The sequence below is a fragment of the Streptomyces sp. NPDC088732 genome (assembly GCF_044751205.1).
GTDB lineage: Bacteria > Actinomycetota > Actinomycetes > Streptomycetales > Streptomycetaceae > Actinacidiphila.
This window is the reverse complement of sequence record NZ_JBIVLI010000002.1, coordinates 285,465-312,092: the sequence shown is the minus strand read 5'-3', so window position 1 is coordinate 312,092 and position 26,628 is coordinate 285,465. Positions and strand designations below refer to the sequence as shown.

The following is a 26,628-nucleotide window of genomic DNA, read 5'->3' as shown; positions in this document are numbered from 1 at the left end:
GTGCTCGCGGAGCGGGTGGACGCGCTGTCGGAACTGCTGGGGCTGTCGCGCACGCGCGTGAGCCCCGAGGCGCTGGACGGCGCCGGGGAACTCCTGGAACGGGTCGGCGACCGGCGCAGGCTGTCGGCGGACCACACCGTGGTGGCACTCGCCGGAGCGACGGGCAGCGGGAAGTCCTCGCTGTTCAACGCGCTGACCGGGCTGGACCTCGCGCGGGTGGGTGTGCGCCGGCCCACCACCTCCGAGCCGGTGGCCTGCGCCTGGGACCCGCAGGGCGCGGCGGGGCTGCTGGACCGGCTGGGCATCCCCCCTCGGCACCGGCACGCCCGGCACAGCGTGCTCGACGGCGAGGACCCGGTGGGGGAGGGGGGCACGGAGCACGACGGGCCCGCTGGGCTCGGCGGGCTCGTGCTCCTCGACCTCCCCGACCACGACTCGGCGGCGCTGACCCATCGCGACCAGGTGGACCGGCTGCTCACCCTGGTCGACGTCGTCGTGTGGGTGCTGGACCCGGAGAAGTACGCGGACGCGTCCGTGCACGAACGCTATCTGCGGCCGCTCGCCGGGCACGCCGACGTCACCCTCGTCGTCCTGAACCAGACCGACCGGCTGCCGGGCGACTCTGCGGAACTCGTCCTCGACGACCTGCGGCGCCTCCTGGACGAGGACGGGCTCGCGGTCGGCGAGCACGGCGAGGACGGCGCCATGGTGCTGGCCACCTCCGCGCTGAGCGGGGACGGCGTGGCCGAACTGCGCTCGGCGATCGGGCAGATCGTGGCGGAGCGCGCCGCTGCGGGTCGGCGCCTGTCGGCGGACGTGGACGGGCTCGCGGAACGGCTGCGCCCGCTGTACGTCGCCGAGGGCGCGACGGGTCTGACGGACGCGGCACGTGAGGACTTCGCGATCCGGCTCGCGCAGGCGGTCGGCGCCGCGGCGGCCGGGCGGACGGCGGAACGGGAGTGGCTGCGGGCCGCCGACGAGGCGTGCGGGACACCGTGGCGGCGGCTTTCGGGCCTGGTGCGGGGTGTACGGTCCCCGGCCGGCGAGGGGCCGCACGAGGTGGCGGCGGACGGGCGCCTGCCCGCGCTCGCCGCGTCCCGGGCGGTCGTGGAGGAGGCCGTGCGCCTGGTGGCGGCCGACGCTGCGGTCGGATTGCCCGCCCCGTGGGCGCAGGCGGTGCGCGAGGCGGCCCGGCGCGGGGGCGACGCGCTCCCCGAGGCTCTGGACGCCGCGGCGGAGCGCGTCGAGCCGGGGGAGCCGGGGCGGCCGGGCTGGTGGTCGGCGGTCGGTACGGCGCAGTGGCTGCTGGCGCTGCTGGTGATGGCGGGCACCTTGTGCGGCGCCGCGGCGGCGGCGGGCGCCATGGGTGCGCCGTGGTGGCTGTCGTTGGTGCTGCTGGGTGCCGGGGCGGGCGGCGGGCCCGCACTGGCCCGGGCCGGCCGTTTCGCGGCGCGCGGCCCGGCACGGCGCCACGGGCAGGCGGCGGAGCGCCGGCTGGCGGACGCGGCGGCCGACTGCGGCAGGGCCCGCGTGCTGGAGCCGGTCGCGGCGGAGCTGCTGCGCTACCGGGAGGTGCGCGAGCAGTACGGGGTGCTGGCCGGTCGCCACTTCCGGGTGACGGAGTTGTCCACAACCCGCCAGTAATCCACAGGTTGAATCCGGTTTCTCCACGATCGCCGCCGGCGGGGCACGATGGCTTTGTCGCGAGGGCGGCGGCGAAAGGGCCGCCGCCGGCGGCACGGAATCAAGGGGGAATCGGTTGTGAGCGAGACGCTGGTCACCGTCGTCGGAAATGTCGCGACCCGGCCGGAATTCAAGAAGACGCCGACCGGTGTGCCGGTCGCCCGGTTCCGGCTGGCCGCCACGGCGCGCCGCTGGGACCGCGAGCGCGGCGGCTGGTCGGACGGCCATACGAGTTTCTACACGGTGTGGGCCTGGCGGGCGCTCGGTGAGCACGTCGTGGCCTCGGTGGGGGTGGGCGAACCGCTCATGGTCCAGGGGCGGCTGAGGGTGCGTGAGGAAGAGCGCGACGGGCAGCGCTGGATCTCGGCCGACATCGATGCCGTCGCCGCGGGCCACGATCTGACCCGGGGGACGTCGGCATTCCGCCGTGTGGCCCTGCCCCGGCCGGAATTGACGGTTCCGCAGTCGGTGGTCACGGACGGGGGGTCGGTGCCGGCCGATCCGGCCGCGGCGCTGTCCGGATAAACCGGACAGCGGGCATTTCGCCCCCTGTCGACTTGCGAGTATTTATCGACAATCTCGCGCTCACACGTACGCGCCGGTAACGATTGCGATTCGAATTCCCGGGCCGCAGTGAATCCTGATGGCTTTGATACGCGTGCTTCCTAGGATTCTTCGGGTACCCCGGCGTTCCACGGGGGATCCACAGCTGCTGGCGAGGCACGTGCCCCACGACCGGCCTCGCCCGGAGGGGAAATTCATGTTCACTGTACGGAGGCGGGGAACTGCCCGTCTTGCCGCCGCGATAGTGGCCTCCGGCCTCATTGCGGTCGGTTCCATGGCCGGCGCCGGGTCCGCTGCGGCGGACGACGCGACCCCCACCGCGGGCGCCAAGGCCACGCTCGGCGATCTGAAGACCTTCGACAAGGCCGTCATCCACGACCACGGCAAGGACGAGAAGGTCTCCGCGGGCCTCTTCGAGATGACCGTCGACGGTGGCGGCACGATCCAGACGTACTGCATCGACATCCACAACCCCACCCAGGGCAAGGCCGGTTACAAGGAAGTCTCCTGGGACCAGTCGAGCCTGCACAACAACTCGAACGCCGGCAAGATCAACTGGATCCTGCAGCACTCGTACCCGCAGGTGAACGACCTGGCGGCGCTCAAGTCCGCGGCCGGCCTCAGCGGTGACCTCACGCCGCAGCTCGCCGCCGCCGGCACCCAGGTCGCCATCTGGCGCTTCTCGGACAACGCCGACGTCGACGCGGTGAACCCCGTCGCGGAGGAGCTGGCCGACTACTTGGGCAAGAACGCGCAGACCCTCGACGAGCCGGCGGCCTCGCTGACCCTCGACCCGCCCGCCGTCTCCGGCAAGGCCGGGGACCTGCTCGGTCCGATCACCGTGCACACCAACGCCGCCACCGTCACGGTGAGCCCGGCGCCGAGCACGCCCGCCGGTGTGAAGATCACCGACAAGGACGGCAAGGAGGTCAGCACCGCCAAGGACGGCGACGCGCTGTACTTCGACGTCGCGGCCGGCACCCCGGACGGCACCACGTCCCTGACGGCCTCCGCCAACACCAAGCTCCCGGTCGGCCGTGCCTTCACCGGCATCGACACCACCACGCAGGTGCAGATCCTGGCGGGCTCCAGCGACAGCACCGTCACCGCCTCGGCGACCGGCACCTGGGCCGCCAAGGGCCCGATCCCGGCGGTCTCCGCCGAGGTCGACTGCGACAAGAACGGCGTCGACGTCACCGCCACCAACGAGGGCGACCAGCCGTTCACCTTCACGCTGTCCGGCAAGGAGTACACGATCGAGGCCGGCAAGTCCGAGACCGTGACCGTGCCGGTGGACGAGGACCAGGCCTACAAGATCACCATCACGGGCCCGAACGGCTTCGAGAAGACCTTCGAGGGCGTCCTCGACTGCGACACCGCCGGCACCGGCGGCACCACCACCCCGTCCTCCTCGCCCAGCCCGGCCTCGGTCGGCGGCTCCAGCGAGGGCACCACTGACACCGGCTCCACCACCGGCGGCGACCTCGCCGAGACCGGCTCCAGCAGCGCCACCCCGATCATCGCGGGCATCGCGATCGCGCTGGTCGTCATCGGCGGCGCCGCGGTCTTCTTCCTCCGGAAGAAGAAGCCGGCCGCTCCCGCCGAGTGAACTGACTGACCGGCTCCGGCCGTAGTCCCACCCCCAGGGGGCGGAGGTCACCGACCTCCGCCCCCTGGGTTTTGCCCGGCGCCCCCGGAACCTTCCCCTCGGGGGCGGCGTCCGTAGCCTTCGGCACAACGACGCGACGGGCAGGGGACGCACACCATGGGCAAGGGACACAGACGGCGGCCGTGGGCCGTGCTGGGGATCATCGCGGTCGGGGCTGTGGCCGGGACGCTTCTCTACGCGGAAGAGGCGACACCGGCAGCGCCGCGCGTCGACCCCGCGCTGGAACGGGCGGTGCTCCCGGCGGTGGACCGCTACCTGCTCACGGAACCCCTGGGGGGACCGCTCGGCGGTGACGACTTCCCCGACGAGAGCGGACCCGCGCCGCGCGGCTTCTGCACGGAGCACATCATCGAGATCCGTCCCGCGGGAGACGGCCTGCGGGTGGGGGTGGTCGCCTGGTGCGGGCACTTCTCGCGGCACGGCGCGGGTGTGAGGACGTTCGACGCGGGGATCGTGGCGGGGGCGCTGACGGTGTCCCCGGCCACGGCGCCCGCCCGGGTGAGCGACGTCTCGTGGGAGCCCGACGGGGACTCCTCCTCCTGGGCGGCGGCGCAGTTCTCCGCCGGAGGCGCCGCGGAGGCCGAACGCCTCCTCGGCGACTCCACCGCCTACCTGACCGACCCCGAGACCAAGGCCCGCGCCGCCTTCGGCCTGCCGGGGCGTTAGCTGCCCCGGTTCTTGTCGGCCTACACCATCGCGCGCAGGCCCCGGTCGGTGAAGGTGATCAGCCACTCGAAGCTCTCGTCGATGTCGGTGCTCCACTGGAAGCTGTTGGCCGCCTGCAACGTCGCGAAGCCGTGAAAGAGGCTGCGGAGCATGCGCAGGGCATGGTCCACGTCCGCGTCCTCCACGTCGTAGCCGCGCAGAACCGCTTGGAGCGGTTTGAGCAGGCGCTGACTCGCGGGGGTCAGCGGATCGTCGGGGCCGGACGGTTCCATGCCGATCGTCGCGCCGTACCGGCCGGGATGCCGGAGGATGAAGGCGCGGAAGGAACGCGCCGCCGCCGCGAGGGCGTCACGGCCCGCGTACCCCTGGACGGCACTGCCGACAGCGTCGGCGGCCTCGGTCAACGCCAGTGCCGCGATCCGCCGGTTGAGGTCCTCCTGGCCGCCCACGTGCTTGTAGAGGGACGGGGTGCGCACGCCCAGCCGCTCGGCCAGCAGCCCCATCGTCAGGTTGGCGATGCCCACCTCGTCGGCGAGCACGGCACCCGCCGCGACCACGGTCGCCTGGTCCAGGCCGGCCCTAGGCACGGGCGGCCGACTCGAGGAAGGCGAGCACGAGGGCGACGACCTGGTCGGGGAACTGGTCGTGGGGGTAGTGCCCCGCGCCCTCGACCATCTCCAGCCGGCCGAGGCCGGAGGGCAGGGCGTCGACGATCGCCGCCCCCTCGGCGGCCGGGTCGGCCCAGTCGGGGTCGAGCGAGCCCATGACGACCAGGACCGGGCTCTGGACGTTGCCGAGTTGCGCGCCGGCGTCGGCCGGGGTGCCGCGGCCCATGCCCTGCAGGGCCTTCATCCGGCCCGGCTCGCGCAGCAGCGAGTCGACGCGGTCCAGCCGCTCGGCCCAGTGGGCCGGCTTCACGCCGGGGTAGGCCACGTCGAGGTAGGACCGCCACAGCGGCACGCTGCCGAACAGGCCGGTGCCGATCAAGCGCAGCATGCCCTGCCGGAAGCGCTTCACCCGCAGGTCGCCGAGGCGGACGGACTGCTTGCGGGTGAACGGCGCCAACTCGACGACAGCGGTCACGCGCGAGGGCTCCTGCGCCGCGGCGATGGTGGCGGCCCCGCCGGAGATCGAGTGGCCGACGAGCACGGCGGGTCCGCCCAGGTGCCGGATCACGGCGAGCAGGTCGCCGGCGATGGCGGTGCGGCTCCAGGCCGGCCAGTCCACGCTGGACTCGCCGCAGCCGCGCAGGTCGACCGCGGCGACCCGGTATCCGGCCGCCACGAGCGGCGGTATCACGTCCCGGTAGGCGGCGCGGCTGTCGCCCATGCCGTGCGCCAGAACGATCAGCGGGCCCGATCCCGCCACCTCGTAGGCGATCGTCCCACCGTCGACGGCCAGGTACTCGGTCATGACCTCTCCTGAATGGCTAATTGCGTTAGCTGAAAGCTAATACGATTAGCCAACCCTGTCAATGGGGACCTCCGGGCACGGTTCGCGGCTTCTTCCTTCCGGGCCGCCCGGGGGCACCACCGAGGCCGAGCGCCTCGTCAGCGACACTGCCGCGAACCCCGAGGACAAGGCGCGAGCCGCCTTCAGCCTCCACCCGAGCGGCGCCTCGCGCCGACAACCCGAGGACCCGGGGATGGCGACGCGGGTACCTTCCACCGCGTGATCACTGTGTCGAACGATGAACTGGTCACCACCGCGCAGGCCATGCTCAATCCCCGCAGCGAGGGTGACCGACTGTCCGGCGACGTGGGCTGCGTGCATCGACACCGGACCGGGAACCGGATTCTGTGCGGAGCGCGCGGCCGGCGCAGCCGTGGTCACCGGCCGTGAGTGCCGGATTGTCGAGGTCGTGGCCGTGTGGCGCAACGACGAGGGGATCCTGCACGTCCTGCCACTGTGCGGCCGGTGCCGGGTGTTCCTGCGCCGGAACGCCCCGGCGAACCTGGAGGCGGAAGTGGTTCTCGGACGCACCAGGACGGCCAAGCTCCGCGACGTACTGCCCGCCCGCGAGTGGCCGGATCCGCTGGACTGACCCGTGGCCCCGATGCTCTTGATGGACGATGCCCCCGAACTACCGGAAGCACTCAGCCGAATCTGCGCGACGTGCGGACCGCGCCGATGTGCCTTGCCTGCCGCCGCGTCAGCAACTCGTCGATGGGTTCGAGGACTCGATCCCATGCGGCTTCAGTCTCTTCGGGCCTGATACGGGTCCGCGCGTAGTCCTGAGCCGCGGTGATCGCCCTGTTGTAGAGGTCGTGATCGGCGGGGACAGCGGTCGAGCGCTCACGGCGCAACCACGCGATCAGCTGCGGCATGTCCCGTGACCAGTTCGGGTTCGCCAAGGAGCGCACACGCAGATACCCCAGCAGATCCCACCATCGGCGGCTGTGCCACGTGCGTGAGTCCGCGGGGGGCAGACCGGGGGGCAGATCCTTCACGGGCTCCATGGTGTCTGGTGACGGCACCTGTGGCGACGGGGTTTCCCGGCTCCAGCCGCGCGGGACAGCGCCGGGAGAGCCTGCGTGCTGGTCCGGTGCCTGGGCGCACCGATGCATGGCGGTGATGGGCCCTGGGTCACGTGTTGGCGATGCCGCCGAGGTACGCGGTATGCCGTCGCTGATCAGTGCTCTCAGGGAGAACGAAGCCATCGCCTGCCGCGGCCTTGGAGCGCGACCGGACCTTCGCGTGGCTGTGCAGCGAGCGCCCCTGCAGGTGGCGCGCTTGCTGCTGGAGTGACTCCGCCGGGTGCGCCACGGAGCCAAATGCGTCGCGGCTGGGCCGCGCAAGGTGACCCGAGGGCGAACACCGGCGACCGACAGTGACAGGGCGGCCGCCTGTGCCCCCCGAGAGTTCGCAGGTCGCGAGGCCCGCGCAGTACTCGTTTCCGCCGAGGGGTGGCGGTACGGCAAGATGGGGTGTATCTGCCCACACATCGATTGCCGGACGGTTTCTCTTGGCTGAGTTCATCTACACCATGCGCAAGACGCGCAAGGCGCACGGCGACAAGGTGATCCTCGACGACGTCACCTTGAGCTTCCTCCCCGGAGCGAAGATCGGTGTCGTGGGGCCGAACGGCGCCGGTAAGTCCACGGTGCTCAAGATCATGGCGGGTCTGGAGCAGCCGTCCAACGGTGACGCGTTCCTCTCGCCCGGCTACAGCGTCGGCATCCTGCTGCAGGAGCCGCCGCTGGACGAGTCCAAGACCGTGCTGGAGAACGTCCAGGACGGCGTGGGCCCGATCAAGGGCAAGCTGGACCGCTTCAACGAGATCGCCGAGCTGATGGCGACCGACTACTCCGACGCGCTGCTCGACGAGATGGGCAAGCTGCAGGAGGAGCTGGACCACGCCAACGCCTGGGACCTGGACGCCCAGCTGGAGCAGGCGATGGACGCCCTCGGCTGCCCGCCCGGCGACTGGGCGGTGACCAACCTCTCCGGTGGTGAGAAGCGCCGCGTCGCGCTCTGCAAGCTGCTGCTGGAGGCCCCCGACCTGCTGCTGCTCGACGAGCCCACCAACCACCTGGACGCCGAGTCCGTCCAGTGGCTGGAGCAGCACCTGGCCAAGTACGCGGGCACCGTCGTGGCGATCACCCACGACCGGTACTTCCTGGACAACGTCGCCGAGTGGATCCTCGAGCTCGACCGCGGCCGCGCCTACCCCTACCAGGGCAACTACTCCACGTACCTGGAGACCAAGCAGTCCCGTCTCAAGGTCGAGGGCGCGAAGGACGCCAAGCGCGCCAAGCGGCTCAAGGAAGAGCTGGAGTGGGTCCGCTCCAACGCCAAGGGCCGGCAGGCCAAGTCCAAGGCGCGCCTCGCCCGTTACGAGGAGATGGCCGCCGAAGCCGAGAAGATGCGCAAGCTCGACTTCGAGGAGATCCAGATCCCGCCGGGCCCGCGCCTGGGCAGCATCGTGGTCGAGGTCAGCAACCTCTCCAAGGCGTTCGGCGAGAAGGTCCTGATCGACGACCTCTCCTTCACCCTGCCGCGCAACGGCATCGTCGGCGTCATCGGCCCCAACGGCGCCGGCAAGACCACGCTGTTCAAGATGATCCAGGGCCTGGAGGACCCGGACTCCGGCTCGATCAAGGTCGGCGAGACGGTCAAGATCTCCTACGTGGACCAGAGCCGCGCCAACATCGACCCCAAGAAGACCCTCTGGGCGGTCGTGTCGGACGAGCTGGACTACATCAACGTCGGCCAGGTCGAGATGCCGTCCCGCGCGTACGTCAGCGCCTTCGGCTTCAAGGGCCCGGACCAGCAGAAGCCCGCCGGCGTGCTCTCCGGCGGTGAGCGCAACCGCCTCAACCTGGCGCTCACCCTCAAGCAGGGCGGCAACCTGCTGCTCCTCGACGAGCCGACCAACGACCTCGACGTCGAGACCCTGTCCTCGCTGGAGAACGCGCTGCTGGACTTCCCCGGCTGCGCCGTGGTCGTCTCCCACGACCGCTGGTTCCTGGACCGGGTGGCCACCCACATCCTCGCCTACGAGGGCGAGTCCAAGTGGTTCTGGTTCGAGGGCAACTACGAGTCCTACGAGAAGAACAAGGTCGAGCGGCTCGGCCCGGACGCGGCCCGTCCGCACCGCGCCACGTACAAGAAGCTCACCCGGGGCTGATCGCCTGATGGCACGTCACATCTACCCCTGCCCGATGCGCTGGTCGGACATGGACGCCTTCGGGCATGTCAACAACGTCGTCTTCCTCCGCTACTTGGAGGAGGCGCGTGTCGACTTCATGTTCCGGCTGGCGCCCGGGGAGGGCAGCGCGTCGTTCACGGGCGGGTCGGTCATCGCCCGCCACGAGATCGACTACCTGCGCCCGCTCGTCCACCGGCACGAGCCGGTGACCGTCGAGACCTGGGTGACCAAGGTGGGGGCGGCCTCGATGACGGTCGCGTACGAGATCAAGGACGGGGAGACCGTCTACGTACGGGCCTCCACGATCGTCGTCCCGTACAACCTCGAGGAGGGCCGGCCGCGGCGGATCACCGCCGAGGAGCGCGCGTTCCTGGAGGAGTACTTCGACGACGCCGCGTCCAGTGCCGGCGCGAGCGCCGGCAAGGAGGAGGCCGCGGCCGCATGACGGCGTCGCTGCGGCTCGCCGAGGCCAGGGAGGCGGAGGGTTTCGCCGTCTTCCTGGCCCGGCTGCTGCGCTGGGACAAGGCCGCGGTCGTCCGGTTGCAGGCGTCCGGCTCGGTGCTCGCGGTCTTCGGCCAGCCGCCCTTCGGCGGCGGGGTCGTGGCCGTGCGCACGGCGGAGCTCGCCGGCGCGCACGAGGCGGACGCCACCGTCTCGGCCGGGCAGTTGCTCGACGGGCTCGACGGGGAGGCGGGCACGCTCGCCGTCCCGGCCGCCGTCACCGGCCCGGCCTGGGCCGGGGTGCTGCCGCCGCGCGGTGGCTGGCGGCGGCTGGAGGGACTGCCCTCGCCGGACGACGTTCGGGCGGTGGCCGTCGCGGCGGTGACGGAGTTCCGCACCCGCAGCGAGGCGCTGGCGCCCGAGCACCGCACCCGCGCGGAGCTCGACGCGCTGGCGGACGACATCTGGTCCCGCCGGCTCGGTGCGACCGGCCTGCCGCTGCGGGCGGTGCACGCCGCCCACGCCCTCGGCTTCCTGCGCCCGGTACGCGCCACCGTCCCGGCCCCGCGTACGGCGGGCGGGAGCGGGGAGCCGGCCATGGACCTGCTGGCGGCGGGGGCGTGGCTGCGGCTGCGCACGTCGTACGGCTCGGTCGCGGTGCGCCGCGGCAGCGGCCTGGGGCTGTCGGTCAGCCCCGTCTGACCGCGCTCCGGTCCCGTCAGCCGGGCGTGTTCACCATCGACGCGGCCGCGTAGACCAGGTAGTCCCACAGCTGACGCTCGTGGTCCGGTTCCAGGCCGATCTCGTCCACCGCGTCGCGCATCACGCGCAGCCAGGCGTCGTGCGCCTCCTGGTCGACCCGGAAGGGCGCGTGCCGCATCCGCAGCCGGGGGTGGCCGCGGTTCTCGCTGTACGTGCGCGGGCCGCCCCAGTACTGCATGAGGAAGAGGGTCATCCGCTCCTCGGCGGGGCCCAGGTCCTCCTCGGGGTACATCGGCCGCAGGACCGGGTCCTGCGCGACGCCCTCGTAGAAGCGGTGGACGAGCCGCCGGAAGGTCGGCTCGCCGCCCACCGCCTCGTAGAACGACTGCTGGTCGAGTGTGCCCCGGGGAATCTCGTTCACGTGTCCCATGGTCTCAGACGGGCCGGCGGAGCCGGGAGTCAGTCGCGCACGATCCGGATCGTCGTCCACGCGCCCACGTGCACACGGTCCCCTTCGGCCAGCGGGACGGGCACGAAGGGGGCGATGGAGTCCTCGCCGTTGTTGACCGTGGTGCCGTTGGTGGAGTTCTGGTCGACCACCGACCAGCCGCCGTCCGGCTGCCGCACGAGCACGGCGTGCTTGTGGGAGACGCCCGGGTCCTCCGGGGCCCGCGCGAGGTCGATGTCGGGTGACTCGCCGGTGCTGTGCCGGCGGCGGCCGATGGTGATCTGCGGGCCGGTGAGCGGCAGGCGCAGCTCGGGGGAGTAGGAGGGGAAGTACAGGCCCTGGGCCTCGGGGCCGCTGCGGGCCATCATCGCCGTGAAGTACTCCCGGTCGGCGCCGATCACGGCGGTCCAGGTGCCGGGGCCCGCGGGCGCGGCCTCGGGCTCGTACGCGGAGGGCGGGGTGAGCAGGAAGTCGCCGGACCCGGCGGTGACCGACTCCGGCTCCAGCGGCTCGGCGGGCCGGTTCACCTGCGACGGGCGCGTCAGGGACGACTCGTACCGCTGGTACGGCGGCATGCCGGGCCCGCCGGCCGGGTAGGGCGGGGACACCGTGCCGCCGGACGGCGCCTGCGGGACGAAGGTCGTGCCGGCGTGCGTGACGAAGTTGTAGCGGCACTCCTCGCAGAACTGCGCGTAGCCCTCGCGCGGCGTTCCGCAGTGCGGGCAGGGCTCGACGGCCGCCGTGGCGTCCGGGTCGTAGGCCCGGCCGCCGCCGAAACCGCTCCCCGCACCGTAGCCGGAGCCGGGGGTGTAGCCGGGGTCGTAACCGCCCGAGTACGGCGGTGGGGGCGGGGGATAGGGGGACGGCGCGCCGGGTGCGCCGGGTGGGGCGGAGGAGGCCGCCGGTGAGGCCATGCGCATCCCGCACACCTCGCACCAGTCGTCCGTCGCGGACTCATGACCGTTCGGGCAAGTCGACATGTCGTTTTCTCTCCCCCTCCGCCCCGATTTACCCCACCACGTTACTTCTTGACACGGACAGTCTTGGTCGAACGTGTCTCCAGGGTCATCTCGTCGGCGTCCGCGACCCTGGCCTTCAGCCGCACAGTACCCGTCGCCGCGTCGACCACGTCCACCACCTTGGCCAGCAGCTTCGCGGTGTCCTCGTTGCCCGAGGCGCTGGCCAGCTGCACCGCGCGGCCCAGCTTGGCGGTCGCGGAGTCGAAGTCGCCCTGCTTGCGGGCCTCCAGACCCTGCTGGATGACCTGGGCCAGCTCCGCCTGGCCGGTGTAGTGGGCGACCTGCGGGTTGATCCGCGTGGAGGCGACCATGTCGTCGGTCCACACCGCCCGCACCAGGCCCTGCCCGAGCACCTGCGGTGTGCCGTCGGGCTGCGGCTGGACGAGCGAGATGCGGGCCGCCAGCATCTCCTGGCCCACTCCGGCCGTCGGCACGACCACGTTGACGTGGTAGTCGCGGGACTCGTCGCCCCAGGAACCGGTCGGGTAGTCGCCGGCCCGGGGACCGGCCTCGGCGCGCCGGGCGGTCAGGTCCTCGACGGTGGGCGCCACCTGCTTCACGTACTGGATCTCCGCGCCCTGCGGGGTCCACACGCGCAGGGCCACGTCCGCGACCTCCTTGCCCATGGCGGTCTCCATCATCTGCCGGAAGTCCGCCTCCAGGCCGGAGGGATCGGCGACGATGTCGACGGAGCCGAGCAGTGCCGAGGCGATGCCGGTCAGCTCCTTGACCTCCCAGTCGGTGCCGACGCCGCGCGCGTCGCAGGTGAAGCGGCCCGCGCAGGCGTCGAGGGCGGCGCGCAGGTCCTCCGGCTTCTCGTGCTCGTTGCGGCCGTCGGTCAGCAGGATGCCGTGGCGTATCGACACATCGGCGGTGGACAGCAGCCGGTCGGCCAGCCGCAGCCAGGTGCCGATCGCGGTGCCGCCGCCGGCGCTGAGCCGGCGCAGCGCCTGCTTGGCCTGGTGGCGGGTGGTCGGGTCGGCGACGGCCAGGCCCCCGTCGGCCGGGTAGACCTCCTTGGCCTGGTGGGTGCCGGCCACCACCGCGAAGGCGACCCCGTCGCGGATGGTGTCGACGGCCGCGGCCGTCGCGTCGCGGGCACTGCGCATCTTGGTGGGCGGGTAGTCCATGGAGCCCGAGCAGTCCACCATGATCACCACGGCCGCCCCGGGACGGCTGCCGGGCAGGTCGGCGGGGCCCAGGCCGGCCAGCGGCAGCCCGCCGGAGGTGCCGCCGCCCGTGGAGGTCACCGTGACGATCGCGTTGACCTCGCGGCCGCCCTCCGGCAGGAACTCGTTCTGGTAGATGTCGACGGAGAACTGCGGCACGTTCGACTTGGAGAAGTTGGCCATCGGGTGCGCTCCTTGCGCTTGTCAACCAAGAAGAAGGATCAACGAGTTGAGGAGTGGGGGGAGGGAGGTCAGGCCACCGGGAAGGGCAGCACGGCCACGGTGATGTTGTCGTGTCCTCCGCCGTCGATGGCGACGCCGACGAGAGTGCGGGCGCAGTGCAGCGGCCGGACGCGGGCGTCCCCGGGCATCACCGAGGCGAGTTCCGCGGCCGATTCCGCGTAGTTCCAGAGTCCGTCGGTGCACACCACCACGACACCCGGTCCGTCCGGCTCGAAGGAAGCGGTGTGCGGGTCCAGTTCGACCGCGTCCGCGCCGAGCCACCCGGTGATGGCGTGGGCCCGTTCGTCCGCGTACGCCTCGGCCTGGGTCATCAGGCCGAGCGAGACCATGCGCTCGGCCCAGGAGTCGTCCTCGGTCAGCCGGGCGCCGGGGACCGAGCGGTCGTCGGGGATCCAGTACGCGCGGCTGTCGCCGATCCAGCCGACGGTGAAGGTCTTGCCGGAGGTGACCGCGCTGACGCAGGTGCAGGCGGGCGCGTTCTGGTGCCGCCGGCTCTCCTCCTCGGGGGTCTCGGCGGCCAGGTCGGCGACGGCCTGCGCGGCGACCAGCAGGGCCTCGCGCATCGCCTCCTCGGGCCGTACGCCGCGCGACAGCGAGGGCACGAGCGCCTTCACCGCCGCGTCCGCCGCGGTCTCCGAGGCGTCGTCGGGGCGGTACGCGGACGAGACGCCGTCGCACACCACGGCGACGACCGACTCGGTGCCGTCCGGCAGCGTGGTCGTGGACAGCGCGAAGGCGTCCTCGTTGCGGTGGTGCCGCAGACCCCGGTCGGTGACCGCGGCCACCCCGCCGAGCTCCACCTCCTGGTGGTCGCGCGGGCGGGGCTGGGCGTGGCCGCAGTGCTCGCAGTAGCCGTCGGCGTCGATGGCGCCGACCTCGCAGGCCACGCAGCGCGGCCGGGCCGGAGCGGCGCCCTGCTGCTCGACCCGGGGGTCCGCGATGCGGGCCTGGGTGAGCCCCGAGGTGCCGAGGCCGAAGGCGAGGGTGTCCGCCTCCCCCGCGGGCGGGGCGAGTTCGTACGCCTCGGGCTCCGCGGGCGGCGCGAGCGGGTAGCCGTCCGGCCGCCGGGGGGCGGCCAGATCGGCGCCGCAGGCGTCGCAGAACTTGTCGGCGGGCTCCAGAGGCTCGGCGCACTCCGGGCAAACGGTCGTCTGGGGCATGGCGTTACACCCACGTCCGGGGGCGGAAGCGGTTGGCCCGCTCCACCAGTTCGATCCTTGTCCGGCCCTGGTCGGCGAGGCGGGCCAGCACCCGGTAGGACTGCTCCAGGCCGAAGCGCAGGCCGCGCTCGTCGAGGTCCCGGCCCAGCAGCGGCGGTGAGCCGGTCCCGGCGTCGCCCTGCTGTCCGGCGAGCACCCAGTCCAGGGCGGTGCCCAGCACCTCCGTGGACAGCTGCTCGCGCTGCCGGGTGTCCAGGCCCAGCCGCTGCAGGTCCTCGACCTGCTGCGCGGCGGCCCGCAGGTCGCCGAGCAGCGCCTCGTGCGGCGGCCGGTCGCGCAGGCGCGCCCGTACCGCCGCGACCCGTGCCGCCGTGTAGTGGATGGACGCCTCGGGCACCGACTCCAGCGCCGCGACGGCTCCCGCGCGGTCGCCCGCCGCCAGTTGGACCCGGGCGAGGCCGAAGGCGGCGCTGACGTAGCTGTGGTCGGTGGTCCACACCAGGCGGTAGTACTCGGCGGCGTTGTCCAGCTGCCCCAGCACCTCGGCGCAGATGCCGAGCGCCAGCTTCGGCGCGGGCTCGCCGGGGAAGGCGTCGTAGACCGCGTCGAAGGCGAGGGCGGCGGTCCCGTGGTCGCCGGTGGCGAGCGCGGCCAGGCCGCGGTGCCACACCACCCGCCAGTCGTCGCCGTGTTCGTCCTGGAGCGCGGCCAGCGCGTCGGTGGCGGAGCGCGCGTCCGCCGTGTCGAGCCAGGCACGCACCAGGCGCAGCCGAAGCTCCGTGGACTCCGCGGGAGCCGCCTGGAGGGCCGCCACCAGTTCCGCGGGCGCGGCGGCCGCCATGCCCGCGAGGAAACCGGCGTTGGGATCGGCCGCGTCCACGTGCGGCACCGGCAGCGCCAGCGCGGCGGCCCGTACGTCGAGCCGGGTGACCGCAGGACCGGCAGGGCCCGCGAGGCCGGTTCCCGCCGCCGGGGCCGACCCGGTCCGCTGCGCCGGGACGGTGTACGGGGCGCTCGCCACCGTCGGGCTGTAGGTGCCGTTCGCCGGCGGCAGGGCGGGCATCGGGGGCGCCGCGGCGACGGCGGGGGCGGCCCCGGTGGCGATCGCACCGGCCCTGCCCTTCGTCCGGCCGCCGCCGAGCGAGGACGCGTCGCCGTGGACGGGCGTCAGCAACTCGCTGTCGACCACGCGCAGCTCGGGCCCGAACAGCGTCGACAGTGCGGGACGCGGCGTGCCGGTGCCCATGGCGACGACCTCGCGCAGCACGCCCAGCAGCTGGTCGGCCATCTCCTCCGCCGAGGCGAAGCGGCGCCCCGGGTCGGGATCGGTGGCCCGTACCAGCAGCCGGTAGAAGGACTCGTAGCGCGAGAAGACCTCGATGTTGGCGGGGTCGGGGAGGCTGTCGACGAAGACGTTCGTGTAGCCCTGGAAGTCGAAGGTGAGCACCGCCAGGGTGCGCGCGACCGTGTAGAGGTCGGAGGCGACGGAGGGCCCGACCTCCGGCACCTCGGGGGCCTGGTAGCCGACGGTGCCGTAGATCGCGCTGTCGCTGTCGTCCATGCGGCGGACGGCGCCCATGTCGATGAGTTCCAGCCGGTCCTCGGTCTGGATCGCGTTGTCGACCTTGAAGTCGCAGTACAGCAGGTTGCGGCTGTGCAGGTGGCCGAGCGCGTCCAGCGCCTCGATGGCGTAGGCGATCGCCTGGTCGACGGGGAGCGGCTCGCGCCTGCCGTCCGCCGAGCGGCGCTCGTTGGCGATCTCCTTGAGCGACTTGCCGCCGACGTACTCCATCACGATGTAGCCGTCGAGGCTGCCGGTGCGCGGGTCGAGGTGCTCGACGAAGTTGTAGATCCGCACGATGTTGGGGTGCTCGATCTCGGCCAGGAAGCGCCGTTCGGAGACCGCCGCCGCCAGCGCGTCCTCGTCGCCGGTGTCCAGCAAGCCCTTGAGCACCACCCAGCGGTCGCTGACCGCCCGGTCCACCGCCAGGTAGATCCAGCCGAGTCCGCCGTGGGCGAGGCAGCCCACCACCTCGTACTGGCCGTGCACCACGTCGCCCGCCCGGAGCTTGGGCGTGAACGAGTACGGGTGGCCGCACTTGGTGCAGAAACCGTCCGTGCGCCCCGGGCGGTCGCCGCGGCTGCGCCCGACCGGCGCACCGCACTCGCCCTTGCTGCAGAACCGCTTCCGCTCGGGGACCTGCGGGTCCTCCAGCACCGACGCGGCCGGGTCGGGCCGCGGGATCGGCGGCACGGCCACCAGTCCCGCGCCGAGCTTGCTGCGCGTCGGGCCGCTGGAGCCGGAACGCGAACTGCGCACCGACACCGGGGTGCCGCCGACCGTGCTGCCGCTGAGGGAGCGGGACAGCCGCCCGGACACCGAGCGCCGGGAGGAACGCGAGGTGCCCGACGTGCCGGAGGAACGGGACGAACGGGATGAGGCGGCGGACCCCGACGAGCCCTCCGGCCCGGATCCCGCACCCGTTCCCGTTCCCGTTCCCGGGGCGGCCCCGGATCCTGATCCGGCGGCTGTTCCCGTGGTGCCCGCGGCGCCCCCCGCCGTCACCGGCGCCAGGCCGCAGGTGTCGCAGAACAGCACACCGCCGCCGACGTCCTCGATCGTCCCGTCGCAGCCCGGACGCTGGCACTTCATCGCCCATCCCCCCTCTGATCGGCAGGCCCCGCCTGCCCCGGTACCAGCATGTCGGACACCGCGCGCTGATAGCGCAGCACCGCGCCCTCCGCGGCGCGCAGATCGCACGGCGCACTCCACAGAAGACGCCGCGCGTGGTCGTACCGCTCCATCAGAAGCGGATCCTCCGCCAAACCGTGACGTGCCACCTTCGCGCGGTAGGCGTCCAGCCGCCCGCGCAGCTCCGCGCGCACCGCCAGCGGGGCGGTGACCGCGGTCAGCGACTCGCGGGCGCGCAGCAACTCGTCGTCGGCGCGCTGCTCCAGGCCGTCCAGCAGCGGGGACAGCCGGTGCCACTGCCCGGTCCTGCGGAACTCCACGGCGGCGGTCAGCTGGTCGTGCAGCGCGACCGGCGCACCGCTCACCGCCGGCACCTCCGACGCGGCGATCTTCGCGAGCACCTCGACGCGGGCGCTGCGCGCCTCGGTGAGCGTCCGGTCGGCGCGCGAGAGCACGTCCCGCAGCCGCATCATCCGGTGGTCGGCGTCGTCCCGCACGTGCAGGACGGCCTCGACCTCGCGGCGTATGTCCTCCAGCGCGCGGCCCGCCCGGTCGTAGCGCCCGGTGTCGGGCCGTCCCGCGGTCCAGAACAGCAGCGGGTCGGAGACGACCTGCGCGCGCAACGCGGCGAGCGAGGCGAGCAGTTCCTCCAGATCGTCACCGGAGGGGTGGGTGCCGGGGCGCACCCCGACCGACTCGGCGAGCGAACGCACCCGCTGGGCCTCCACGGTGAGCAGGTCGATGCGCGCCGGCAGCGCCGACCACACCGCGTCGGCCGCCGAGACCACGTCCAGCACCTGCGCGTACCAGTCGTTCATCCGCGCCAGCAGCTGTTCCAGGCTGAGCTGTTCGCTCAGCCGGGCAGGGCCCGTCAGCCCGCGGGCTGCCTCCGGGACCGTACCGCCCGAGACCGTGACACCGGAGCCGCGCAGCAGCTCCGTCAGCTCCCGCAGCTCGCTCTGGGTGGGCCAGCGGCGGCGCGAACGCAGCGCCCGGGCGCTGGTGAGCGCGTCGGTGTACGCGTCGAAGTGCGCCCACAGCAACGAGACGGCCTGGTCGGCCGCGGCCCAGCGCTCCTTGGTGGCGCCGGTGAGCGCCGCCCCCTCCAGCAGCCTGCGGCCGGAGTGGTCCTGGAGCGCCAGCAGGGACGCCTCGATCGCCTCCCGCTCGTCACCGAGCCGCGCCAGGGCACGGTCGACGTCCTCGCGACTCATCGCCGGTCCGGATGGTCCCGCGAGCGCCATCGCACCTACTTCCTTCTCCGCCGGTCCCCGTGTCTGCTTCAGATGTCGGCCAGTTCCCCGTCGGTCTTGCGGCGTCCTGGCGGGCGCCGGTCTGCCTCAGTCCCGGTACAGCGGTTCCGGCGGCCCCTCGATGCCGGGGAGATCCGCCTCCAGCCAGGTACGGTACGCCTGCATCCACCGGCTGTCCGGACCCCCGCTGCGGTAGTCCGCCAGCACCTTGTTGACGCGCCGCACCAGGTCGGTGTCGTTCTCGTTCATGGCCACGCCGTAGTACTCCGTCGTGACGGGCTTCCCCACCAGGCGCACCGCCGGATCCTGAGCGGCCTGCCCCGCGGCGAGCGCGTTGTCGGTGAACACGGCGTCCACCTCGCCCAGTTGCAGCTTCACCAGGCAGTCCAGCTGGTTGGGGACGAGAACGATCCGCGGCCGCAGCCGGTCCTTCTCCTCCTCCAGCTTCGCCTCGCCGGTGGTGCCCTGCGCGGTGCAGATCCGCTTGCCGGTGATGGAGTCGTCGAAGCCCTTGACGGTGGAACCCTGCCGGGGGGCGAGCAGTTGCTGCCCAGCCGCGAAGTAGGCCGTGGAGAAGGCGATGTGCTTCTCCTTGATCCGCTCGCAGGTGATGCTCACCGTGCGCACCAGCACGTCGACGTCACCGTGGTTGACGGCCTCGAAGCGCTTGGCGGTCGGCACCGTCTTGTACACGATCGCGTCCTCGTCGCCGAGGATGTCGGCGGCGATCGCCTTGGCCAGGTCGATGTCAAAACCGATGATCTTGCGGCTGACCGGGTCGCGGTAACTCCAGCGGTAGCCGTTCTGGTCGACGCCGACGACGAGCTTGCCGCGCTCCTTGATCCGTTCGACGGCGGGGCCGCTCTCCCCGGACGGCCGCAGACTCGCCTCCGGGTGGCCGCCGCAGTCGTCGTCCGCGGCCTGCCGCGCGGACCGCTCCGCGTCGGCCGGCTCCGCCGAGTGGGTGACGGCCGCCGCGCGCTCCGCCTCCGCCCGATCGGCCGCCCTCAAGTGCAGCGGCAGCGCCGTGCCGGCGACCGCCAGCACGCACAGCCCGGCCATCGCGGTCACGCCTCCCCAGCCCCGCATGCCTTGCCGCCCGCGTGTCATCCGCGGCCTCCCTCCGCCGCTCATCGGTACTCCGACAACCGGCGCCCGATGCCGAGCACCGCACCCGCCGCGCCGAGCACCGCCAGGAGCGCGGCGCCGACACCCAGTCCGTTCAGCGCGCCGCGGCCGTCCGCGGCGGCCTGCTCGAACTCCTGCTGCTCATGCGCGACGGCCTTGGCCAGGCTGCTGTCGACCCCGTCGAAACAGACGCCCGTGTACTCCTCGGCCCGCTCGCCGTTCTCGTAACTCCCGCCGATCGTCTGGGCCACCGCGTCCAGGTAACTGCCCGCGTCGTCCTTCGCACGGGCCTGGAGGTTCAGGCTCCACCAGGCCTTGGCGTCCTTCATCGCGACGGTGATGCTCTCGCGGCTCTCCGCGTCGTCCGCCAGCCGCAGCGCCCGGGCGAGCAGACCGGACTTCCCGTCCGCCTTGGTGCCGGCCATGTCCTGGATCTGCCGCAGGTACGCGGTGTTGTACGCGTCACCGCTGCCCCGGGCCACCAGCGTCAGGTTCTCGTTGCTGCGGGCCTGCAGGGACTCGATGCGCGCCTCGTTGAGGACCTGCAGCGACCGGGCCCCGTGCGCGTACGAGTCGTCCAGCCGGGCGCGCGCCACGCCGTGCCCGGCGACCAGCCACAGCAGCACGGCGACGGTGGCGGCGGTCCCCGCCAGCAGGCCGATGTTGAACACCCGGTGGGTGCGCTTGAAAGAGCGCCGCTGCGCCCACACCAGGGCCACCAGCGCGACGCCACCGAGCGCCCAGGCGCCCCACGGCAGTGCCTGGGCGTCGTCGTAGTCCCGGCCGAGCCGGGCCGTCTCGATCGTCCACAGATCCTTGGCGTCGGGCAGGATCTGCTCGTTCATCAGGTCGTTGGCGCGCCGCAGGTACGCCCCGCCGACCGGGAAGCCCTGCCGGTTGTTGGACCGGGCCCGCTCGATCAGGCCCGTGTACTCGGAGAGCCGCTGGTTCAGCCGCTCCAGCCGGTCGCGCGAACCGGGCGAGCCCTCCGAACTCGCCGCCGCCTGCGTGATGCTCCGCGAGGCGACGTCGATGTCCTTGTCGTAGCGGTCGCTGACGGCCGCGGGCTCCACGCCGCCGGCGAGGAAGCCGCCGGAGGCGGTGGCACCGGCATCCGCGAGCGACCGGTAGATGTCCGCCGCGCGCGCACTCAGCGGCTCGCTGTGGTGGATCACGTCGTCGGCCGCGGTCGCCCGCTCGGAGATCTGCCAGGCCGTCACCGCGCCGAACGCCACGACCAGCACCACGAGCAGGGCACCGATCACCCGCAGCCGTCCCGGCTCGGTGGTCGCGGCCCTGCGCCACACGCGCAACTGGTCCACCCAGGCCCACGACCGGGCGTCCCCGGGCACGCCGGAGCCGCCCCCCGCCGCGTCGCCGGGCCCCCGCACGGTCGGCGGCTCCGTGTTCGTCGGCGTCCGCATCCGCCAGCCTCCCCCCGACTCGATCCCCGCGCACGCGCGCCGAGCCCATGACCAGCAGTATGGCCGCCGGCGCCGACATCCACCCCCGAATTGGGTGGATCTTGCCGCCGGTTCCGCCCGCCCCGCCCCGGTCGACGCCCCCCGTCCGGCCCGTTCGCGCGTACCCTCTCGCAGCTCACCACGCACGCGGGTGCGTGTTCGGTTCCCTGCCGCGCGCGGCCTACGGCACCGGCGCCACCGGCTCGTAGTGCGCCCGGACCCGGGCCCGGGCCTCGGGCCCGGCCCCCGAGCGGTCCAGCCCGAGCAGGGCCGCGCCGAGCACGGGCGGAGCCGTGACGACCCGCGGAACGGCCCGCGGGGCGCGGGCCGCCAGCAGCGCGACCACGGAGTCCATCAGCAGCGGGTGACGGGCGGCCAGCACACCGCCGCCGAGCACGACGTCGACCTCCTCGTCCAGCAGGCCGAGCCGGTCCAGCGCGACCGCGGCCATGACCACGATCTCCTCCGCCTGACGTTCCACGATGTTCCGTGCAACCGAATCGCCCGATTCTGCGGTTTTGAAGAGTACAGGGGTCAATTCGTGCTTCCGGGAGAAATCAATGTGTCCCAAGTGCAGTGCTTCGATCAGCGCGTACATCGACGTCAGCCCGAAGTGCGCCGGCAGCGCGGCCGCCAGCGCGGTGGGGCCGCCGCGCCCGTCCTCGGCGCGCGCCGCCCACCACAAGGCCTCGTCGGCGAGGCCCGATCCGCCGCCCCAGTCACCGGAGAGGTGGCCGATGGCGGGAAAGCGTGCCGTACGGCCGTCGGGCAGCATGCCCGCGCAGTTGATGCCGGCACCGCAGACGACGGCGACGCCGCGCGGTTCCTCCACACCGGCCCGCAGCAGCGCGAAGGTGTCGTTGGCGACCCGGGTGGTGACACCCCACCCCCGTGCGTGCACGGCGAGTTCGAGCTGCTGCTCCTCCACGGGGAGATCGGCGTTGGCCAGGCAGGCCGAGACATGCCCCACCAGCGCCTCGCCCGGGCGCAGGGCGGCACCGGCCGCCTCGGCCGCCCGCTCGACGATACGGGCCACCACCTCGACCGCCGGCTCCACACCGACGATCTGCGGCTGGAAGCCGCCGCCGCGGGCGGTGCCGAGCACCGACCCGTCGGCGGCGACGAGGGCGACATCGGTCTTGCTGTTGCCCGCGTCGATCGCGAGGACCCCCCCGTCGAGGGGATGGTTCAGATCCACGCCAGGTGCTCCCGGTTGTGCGCGATCAGACGGTCGGTCAGGGCGTCGGCGTACTCGTGCTGGCCGATCAGGGGATGCGAGAGCAGCGCCGTGAAGACGCGGTCCCGGCCGCCGTGCACGGCGGCCTTCAGCGCCAGGTCCTCGTAGGCGGTGACGTTCGCGATCAGGCCGCTGTAGAGCGGGTCCAGCGGCTCGACGGGCAGCGGGTGCGTCCCGCGTGCGTCGACGGTGGCGGGCACCTCGATGACGGCGTCGTCGGGGAGGAAGGGCAGCGTGCCGTTGTTGAGGGTGTTCACGACCTGGACGTCACCGGTGTCCCGCAGCAGCGAGGAGGCCAGGGCCACGGCCGCCTCGGAGTAGAAGGCACCGCCGCGGCGGGACAGCAGCTCCGGCTTCTCGTCGAGGCTCTCGTCCCCGTACATCTCCAGCAGTTCGGCCTCGATCGCGGCCACCTCGGCGGCCCGGGACGGCTTCGACCGCAGTTCCCGCACGACCTCGTCGTGCGCGTAGAAGTAGCGCAGGTAGTAGGAGGGTACGACGCCGAGCCGGTCCAGCAGGGTCCTGGGCAGGTGCAGGTCGTCGGCGATGGAGTCGCCGTGCGCGGCAAGCAGCTTGGGCAGTACGTCCTCGCCGGCGGGGCCGCCGATCCGCACCCCCCGCTCCCAGGTGAGGTGGTTCAGGCCCACGTGGTCCAGGTGGACCTGGTCGGGGGACACCCCCAGGAAGGAGGCGAACTTCCGCTGGAAGCCGATCGCCACGTTGCACAGGCCGACGGCCTTGTGCCCGGCCTGCAGCAGGGCCCGGGTGACGATGCCGACGGGGTTGGTGAAGTCGATGATCCAGGCATCGGGCGCGGCCCTGCGGACCCGCTCGGCGATGTCCAGCACCACCGGGACGGTGCGCAGCGCCTTGGCCAGCCCGCCGGCGCCGGTGGTCTCCTGGCCGACGCAGCCGCACTCCAGCGGCCAGGTCTCGTCCTGCGCGCGGGCGGCCTGCCCGCCCACCCGCAGTTGCAGCAGCACGGCGTCGGCGCCCGCCACGCCGGCGTCCAGATCGGAGGTGGTGGTGACGGTGCCGGAGTGGCCCTGCTTGGCGAAGATCCGCCGGGCGAGGCCGCCGACCAGCCGCAGCCGGTCCTCGGCCGGGTCGACGAGGACCAGCTCCTCGATCGGCAGGGTCTCGCGCAACCGCGCGAACCCGTCGATGAGTTCGGGGGTGTACGTGGACCCGCCGCCCACGACAGCCAGTTTCATCCCTTGACTCCCGTCAATGTCACGCCCTCGATGAAGGCCTTTTGAGCGAAGAAGAAGACAACGATCACCGGTGCCATGACCAGCACCGTGGCGGCCATCGTCAGGTTCCAGTTGGTGTGATGGGCGCCCTTGAAGGATTCCAGGCCGTAACTCAGCGTCCAGGCCGCCGGGTTCTCGCTCGCGTAGATCTGCGGTCCGAAGTAGTCGTTCCAGCAGTAGAAGAACTGGAACAGCGCCACGGCGGCGATGGCGGGCTTCGCCATGGGCAGGACGACGCGCAGCATCGTGCGCAGCTCGCCGCAGCCGTCGACCCTCGCCGCGTCCGTGTACTCCTTGGGGATGGTGAGCAGGAACTGCCGCAGCAGGAAGATGGTGAACGCGTCGCCGAAGGCCATCGGGATGATCAGCGGCCACAGGGTGCCCGACAGGTGCAGCTGCTTGGCCCAGAACAGATACATGGGGACGATGACGACCTGCGGGGGCAGCATCATCGTGGAGATCACGAGCATCATCGACAGATTCCGCCCGCGGAAGCGGAACTTGGCCAGCGCGTAGGCGACCGGCGTGCTGGAGACGACCGTCAGCACGGTGCCGAGGCCCGCGTACAGCAGGGTGTTGCGCCACCAGGTGAGGAAGCCGGGGGTGTCCCAGACGGTGCCGAAGTTGCCCCATTCCCAGGTCCTGGGCCACAGGTCCCGGGTGAGGGCCTGGTTGTCGCTCATCACCGCGGTGAGGAAGACGAAGACGAACGGGAGGACGAAGAAGAGGGCGGCCGCGATGCCGAGGGCGTGGACGGCGATCCAGTGCAGTGCCGCCCGGCGGGTCGCGGCCCGCCGGGACGAGGCGGACGCGCCGGTCACCGGGCCGGCGGCGGGCGGGGCGAGTGTCGCGTGGGTCATCGGTATCAGTCCTCCGCCGACAGGAAGCCGCTGCGGCGGCGCATCAGGAGTGCGGTGAAGACCATGGCGAGGGCGAACAGCACCAGGGCGATCACGCAGGCCGCGCCGGTGTCGAAGCGCTGGAAGCCGAGGTTGTAGACCAGCTGCGGCAGCGTCAGCGTGGACTTCTCCGGGTAGCCCGGCTCGAACTGCTGGCCGGAGCCGCCGATGATGCCGCTGGCGACCTTTCCGGCGACCAGGGGCTGTGTGTAGTACTGCATGGTCTGGATGACCCCGGTCACCACGGCGAACATCACGATGGGCGAGATGTTCGGCAGGGTGACGTAGCGGAACCGGGTCCAGGCTCCGGCGCCGTCGAGCTCGGCGGCCTCGTACTGCTCCTTGGGGACGTCGAGCAGCGCGGCCATGAAGATCACCATGAGGTCGCCGATGCCCCACAGCGCCAGCAGCGTCAGGGCGGGCTTGGACCAGGTCGGGTCGTTGAACCAGCCGGGCTGCGGCAGGCCGATGCTGCCCAGCAGGTGGTTCACCGGACCGGTGCCGGGGTTGAGGAGGAAGGCGAAGGCCATCGTCGCGGCGACCGGCGGGGCGAGGTAGGGCAGGTAGAAGGCGGTGCGGAAGAGCCCGGCACCCGTCTTGATCTTGGTGATCAGCAGGCCGATGCCCAGGCCGAAGACGACCCGCAGGCTGACCATGACCACGACCAGCCACAGGGTGTTGCGCAGCGCGGGCCAGAAGAAGGGGTAGTCGTTGAAGACGTACGACCAGTTCTTGACGCCGTTCCAGGTCGGCGGGGCGAAGCCGTCGTACTTCATGAAGGAGAAGTAGACGGTCGAGATCAGCGGGTAAGCGAAGAAGACGCTGAAGCCGATCAGCCACGGGGAGAGGAAGGCGAGGTTGCGAAGCGCCTCGCGGCGGCGCTTTGCCCTCAGCAGGGGGTGGACGCTCGCACTCATCACTGGGCCTGCGCGATGTCCTTGTCGACCTGCGTGTCGACGGCCTTGAGGCCGGCGGTCAGGTCGGACTGCTTGCCGGACTCGTAGGCGTAGCCGAAGTCCTGCAGCGTCAGCTGGTAGGTGCCGCCGTTGACGCTGGCGGGGGTGGTGGTGCTGTTGGGGTTCTGCGCGATGTCCACGAAGGTGCGGAAGAGGGGATCGGCGTCCAGCTTCGGGGACTTCAGCGCGGCGAGCGTGGAGGGCACGTTGTGGATGGCGTTGGAGAAATTGACGACCGCGTCGGTGTCGGTGGCCATGAACTTCACCAGTTCCCAGGCGGCGTTCTTCTTGGCGCTGGTGTTGGCGACGCCGATGATCGTGCCCGAGAGGTAGCCCTTGCCGTAGGTGTTGGCCTGGTCGTCCGGCACGGGGAAGGGGGCGACGCCGATGTCGAACTTGGCACCGGCCTCCTTGGCCATGCCGGCCCGCCACTCGCCGTCGATGGCCATGGCCACCTGGCCGGTGTGGAAGGGGTTCTTGGCGCCCCACTCGTCACCGAAGGTCGACCGGTACTTCTCCAGCTTCTTGAAGCCGCCGAGCGCCTTCACCATGTCCTGCTGCCAGGTGAACATGGCGGCGAAGCCGGGGTCCTTGGCGACGGTGGACTTGCCGTCGGCGTCGAAGTACTTCGCGCCCCACTGCGCGGCCAGGTGCGTGGTGGTCGACTCGTAGCCGTGGAAGTTGGGCATGAAGCCGAGCTGGGAGTAGGAGTCGCCCTTGGCCTTGGTGAGCTTGACCGCGTCGGCCTTGAACTCCGACAGCGTCTTGGGCGGGGCGGAGATCCCGGCGGCCTTGAAGGCGTCCTTGTTGTAGTAGAGGCCGTAGGCGTCGCCGAGCAGCGGCAGCGTGCAGCGCTTCCCGTCGAACTGGGTGTACTCCAGCATCGGCTTGGGGAAGGTCGCCGCCGTGTCGATGCCGGACTTCTTCAGGAAGGGGTCCAGGTCGGCGAAGGCGTTGGACGAGCAGAACTTGCCGACGTTGTCGGTGGTGAAGGACGAGACGACGTCGGGGGCGTTGGGGCCGCCGGCCCGCAGCGCCTGGTTGATCTTGTCGTCGGTGATGTTGCCCTGCACCTTGACGTGGATGTTGGGGTGCGCCTTCTCGAAGGCCGCGACGTTGGCGCTGATCGCCTCCACCTCGCTCGGCGCGGACCAGCCGTGCCAGAAGGTGATGGTGACGTCCTTGTTGGGGTCGTCGCTCGCCGTGTTGTTGCTGGAGCCCGTACATGCGCTCGTCAGCAGGGATATCGCGGCGGCGGCGGCGATGGCGGCGGCGGCCGTCTTGGTGGAACCGGACACTTCGCTTCCTCCGGGGACTTCGGGGGCGGTTCGA

Annotated in this window: 25 protein-coding genes; 9 read left to right on the top strand and 16 right to left on the bottom strand. The window is 72.2% G+C overall.

Features of this window, described 5'->3' with window-relative positions; genetic code table 11:
- The 4 genes from ACIP9H_RS04260 (at position 1) to ACIP9H_RS04245 (ending at position 4,582) form a co-directional block, all read left to right on the top strand.
- On the top strand, positions 1 to 1,644 hold the full coding sequence (locus tag ACIP9H_RS04260; RefSeq protein ID WP_401582904.1) for a GTPase: 1,644 nt from the start codon (positions 1 to 3) through the stop codon (positions 1,642 to 1,644).
- A 117-nt stretch (positions 1,645 to 1,761) separates the two neighbouring features.
- Positions 1,762 to 2,208 carry a single-stranded DNA-binding protein gene (locus ACIP9H_RS04255; protein ID WP_401582903.1) on the top strand — a complete coding sequence of 149 codons (447 nt, stop codon included), beginning with the start codon at positions 1,762 to 1,764 and terminating at the stop codon, positions 2,206 to 2,208.
- Positions 2,209 to 2,443: 235 nt separating this feature from the next.
- A complete protein-coding gene (locus ACIP9H_RS04250; protein WP_401582901.1) occupies positions 2,444 to 3,856 on the top strand; it encodes an LAETG motif-containing sortase-dependent surface protein in 1,413 nt (470 codons plus the stop codon).
- 156 nt (positions 3,857 to 4,012) lie between these two features.
- The gene (locus tag ACIP9H_RS04245; protein WP_401582900.1) at positions 4,013 to 4,582 is read left to right on the top strand and encodes a hypothetical protein; all 570 of its coding nucleotides are present in this window, start codon (positions 4,013 to 4,015) and stop codon (positions 4,580 to 4,582) included.
- Positions 4,583 to 4,602: 20 nt separating this feature from the next.
- Here the strand turns inward: ACIP9H_RS04245 and ACIP9H_RS04240 are convergent, their stop codons facing one another.
- Both ACIP9H_RS04240 and ACIP9H_RS04235 read right to left on the bottom strand, forming a co-directional pair.
- Entirely contained in the window at positions 4,603 to 5,139 is a 537-nt protein-coding gene (locus tag ACIP9H_RS04240; protein ID WP_401583208.1) for a TetR/AcrR family transcriptional regulator, read from the bottom strand.
- A 22-nt stretch (positions 5,140 to 5,161) separates the two neighbouring features.
- Complete coding sequence (locus ACIP9H_RS04235) at positions 5,162 to 5,995, bottom strand: alpha/beta fold hydrolase (protein WP_401582898.1); 834 nt, start codon at positions 5,993 to 5,995, stop codon at positions 5,162 to 5,164.
- A 258-nt stretch (positions 5,996 to 6,253) separates the two neighbouring features.
- Between ACIP9H_RS04235 and ACIP9H_RS04230 the strand changes: the two genes are divergently transcribed.
- Both ACIP9H_RS04230 and ACIP9H_RS04225 read left to right on the top strand, forming a co-directional pair.
- Complete coding sequence (locus tag ACIP9H_RS04230) at positions 6,254 to 6,424, top strand: hypothetical protein (RefSeq protein WP_401582896.1); 171 nt, start codon at positions 6,254 to 6,256, stop codon at positions 6,422 to 6,424.
- A gap of 19 nt (positions 6,425 to 6,443) precedes the next feature.
- Positions 6,444 to 6,626: a hypothetical protein gene (locus tag ACIP9H_RS04225; RefSeq protein ID WP_401582894.1), complete on the top strand. Its 183-nt coding sequence runs from the start codon at positions 6,444 to 6,446 to the stop codon at positions 6,624 to 6,626.
- Positions 6,627 to 6,678: 52 nt separating this feature from the next.
- Here the strand turns inward: ACIP9H_RS04225 and ACIP9H_RS04220 are convergent, their stop codons facing one another.
- Positions 6,679 to 7,032, bottom strand: coding sequence for a hypothetical protein (locus ACIP9H_RS04220; protein ID WP_401582893.1), 354 nt, complete (start codon positions 7,030 to 7,032; stop codon positions 6,679 to 6,681).
- A 515-nt stretch (positions 7,033 to 7,547) separates the two neighbouring features.
- Here ACIP9H_RS04220 and ettA point away from each other — a divergent pair.
- From ettA to ACIP9H_RS04205, 3 genes are read left to right on the top strand one after another with little or no spacing between them, the layout of a single operon-like run.
- Positions 7,548 to 9,212 (top strand): energy-dependent translational throttle protein EttA, encoded by a 1,665-nt coding sequence (gene ettA, locus ACIP9H_RS04215; RefSeq protein ID WP_360905888.1) that lies wholly within the window; start codon positions 7,548 to 7,550, stop codon positions 9,210 to 9,212.
- Positions 9,213 to 9,219: 7 nt separating this feature from the next.
- Complete coding sequence (locus ACIP9H_RS04210; protein ID WP_401582891.1) at positions 9,220 to 9,678, top strand: acyl-CoA thioesterase; 459 nt, start codon at positions 9,220 to 9,222, stop codon at positions 9,676 to 9,678.
- Entirely contained in the window at positions 9,675 to 10,376 is a 702-nt protein-coding gene (locus ACIP9H_RS04205) for a hypothetical protein (RefSeq protein ID WP_401582889.1), read from the top strand. Before ACIP9H_RS04210 ends, ACIP9H_RS04205 begins: the two co-directional genes overlap by 4 nt.
- A 16-nt stretch (positions 10,377 to 10,392) precedes the next feature.
- On the opposite strand, the gene ACIP9H_RS04200 is transcribed toward ACIP9H_RS04205, so the two are convergent.
- The 13 genes from ACIP9H_RS04200 to ACIP9H_RS04140 all read right to left on the bottom strand — a co-directional run bounded on the left by ACIP9H_RS04200 (position 10,393) and on the right by ACIP9H_RS04140 (position 26,594).
- Entirely contained in the window at positions 10,393 to 10,806 is a 414-nt protein-coding gene (locus ACIP9H_RS04200) for a globin (protein WP_401582888.1), read from the bottom strand.
- A gap of 29 nt (positions 10,807 to 10,835) precedes the next feature.
- On the bottom strand, positions 10,836 to 11,804 hold the full coding sequence (locus tag ACIP9H_RS04195) for an FHA domain-containing protein (protein ID WP_401582886.1): 969 nt from the start codon (positions 11,802 to 11,804) through the stop codon (positions 10,836 to 10,838).
- A 41-nt stretch (positions 11,805 to 11,845) separates the two neighbouring features.
- The gene (locus tag ACIP9H_RS04190) at positions 11,846 to 13,195 is read right to left on the bottom strand and encodes a VWA domain-containing protein (protein WP_401582884.1); all 1,350 of its coding nucleotides are present in this window, start codon (positions 13,193 to 13,195) and stop codon (positions 11,846 to 11,848) included.
- Between the two features lie 68 nt (positions 13,196 to 13,263).
- Positions 13,264 to 14,415, bottom strand: coding sequence for a PP2C family serine/threonine-protein phosphatase (locus ACIP9H_RS04185; RefSeq protein ID WP_401582882.1), 1,152 nt, complete (start codon positions 14,413 to 14,415; stop codon positions 13,264 to 13,266).
- Between the two features lie 4 nt (positions 14,416 to 14,419).
- A complete protein-coding gene (locus ACIP9H_RS04180) occupies positions 14,420 to 17,068 on the bottom strand; it encodes a tetratricopeptide repeat protein (RefSeq protein WP_401582880.1) in 2,649 nt (882 codons plus the stop codon).
- Entirely contained in the window at positions 17,065 to 18,321 is a 1,257-nt protein-coding gene (locus tag ACIP9H_RS04175) for a hypothetical protein (protein WP_401957377.1), read from the bottom strand. Before ACIP9H_RS04175 ends, ACIP9H_RS04180 begins: the two co-directional genes overlap by 4 nt.
- Before the next feature lie 126 nt (positions 18,322 to 18,447).
- On the bottom strand, positions 18,448 to 19,470 hold the full coding sequence (locus tag ACIP9H_RS04170) for a glutamate ABC transporter substrate-binding protein (protein WP_401957374.1): 1,023 nt from the start codon (positions 19,468 to 19,470) through the stop codon (positions 18,448 to 18,450).
- A 20-nt stretch (positions 19,471 to 19,490) separates the two neighbouring features.
- The gene (locus ACIP9H_RS04165) at positions 19,491 to 20,912 is read right to left on the bottom strand and encodes a hypothetical protein (RefSeq protein WP_401957371.1); all 1,422 of its coding nucleotides are present in this window, start codon (positions 20,910 to 20,912) and stop codon (positions 19,491 to 19,493) included.
- A 220-nt stretch (positions 20,913 to 21,132) separates the two neighbouring features.
- A complete protein-coding gene (locus ACIP9H_RS04160) occupies positions 21,133 to 22,149 on the bottom strand; it encodes an N-acetylglucosamine kinase (RefSeq protein WP_401582873.1) in 1,017 nt (338 codons plus the stop codon).
- Entirely contained in the window at positions 22,140 to 23,402 is a 1,263-nt protein-coding gene (locus ACIP9H_RS04155; RefSeq protein WP_401582871.1) for a 6-phospho-beta-glucosidase, read from the bottom strand. Before ACIP9H_RS04155 ends, ACIP9H_RS04160 begins: the two co-directional genes overlap by 10 nt.
- On the bottom strand, positions 23,399 to 24,301 hold the full coding sequence (locus ACIP9H_RS04150) for a carbohydrate ABC transporter permease (protein WP_401582869.1): 903 nt from the start codon (positions 24,299 to 24,301) through the stop codon (positions 23,399 to 23,401). The genes ACIP9H_RS04155 and ACIP9H_RS04150 overlap by 4 nt, the downstream gene beginning before the upstream one ends.
- A gap of 5 nt (positions 24,302 to 24,306) precedes the next feature.
- Positions 24,307 to 25,257, bottom strand: coding sequence for a carbohydrate ABC transporter permease (locus ACIP9H_RS04145; protein WP_401582867.1), 951 nt, complete (start codon positions 25,255 to 25,257; stop codon positions 24,307 to 24,309).
- Positions 25,257 to 26,594: an ABC transporter substrate-binding protein gene (locus tag ACIP9H_RS04140; RefSeq protein ID WP_401582866.1), complete on the bottom strand. Its 1,338-nt coding sequence runs from the start codon at positions 26,592 to 26,594 to the stop codon at positions 25,257 to 25,259. The genes ACIP9H_RS04145 and ACIP9H_RS04140 overlap by 1 nt, the downstream gene beginning before the upstream one ends.
- Positions 26,595 to 26,628 lie beyond the last annotated feature (34 nt).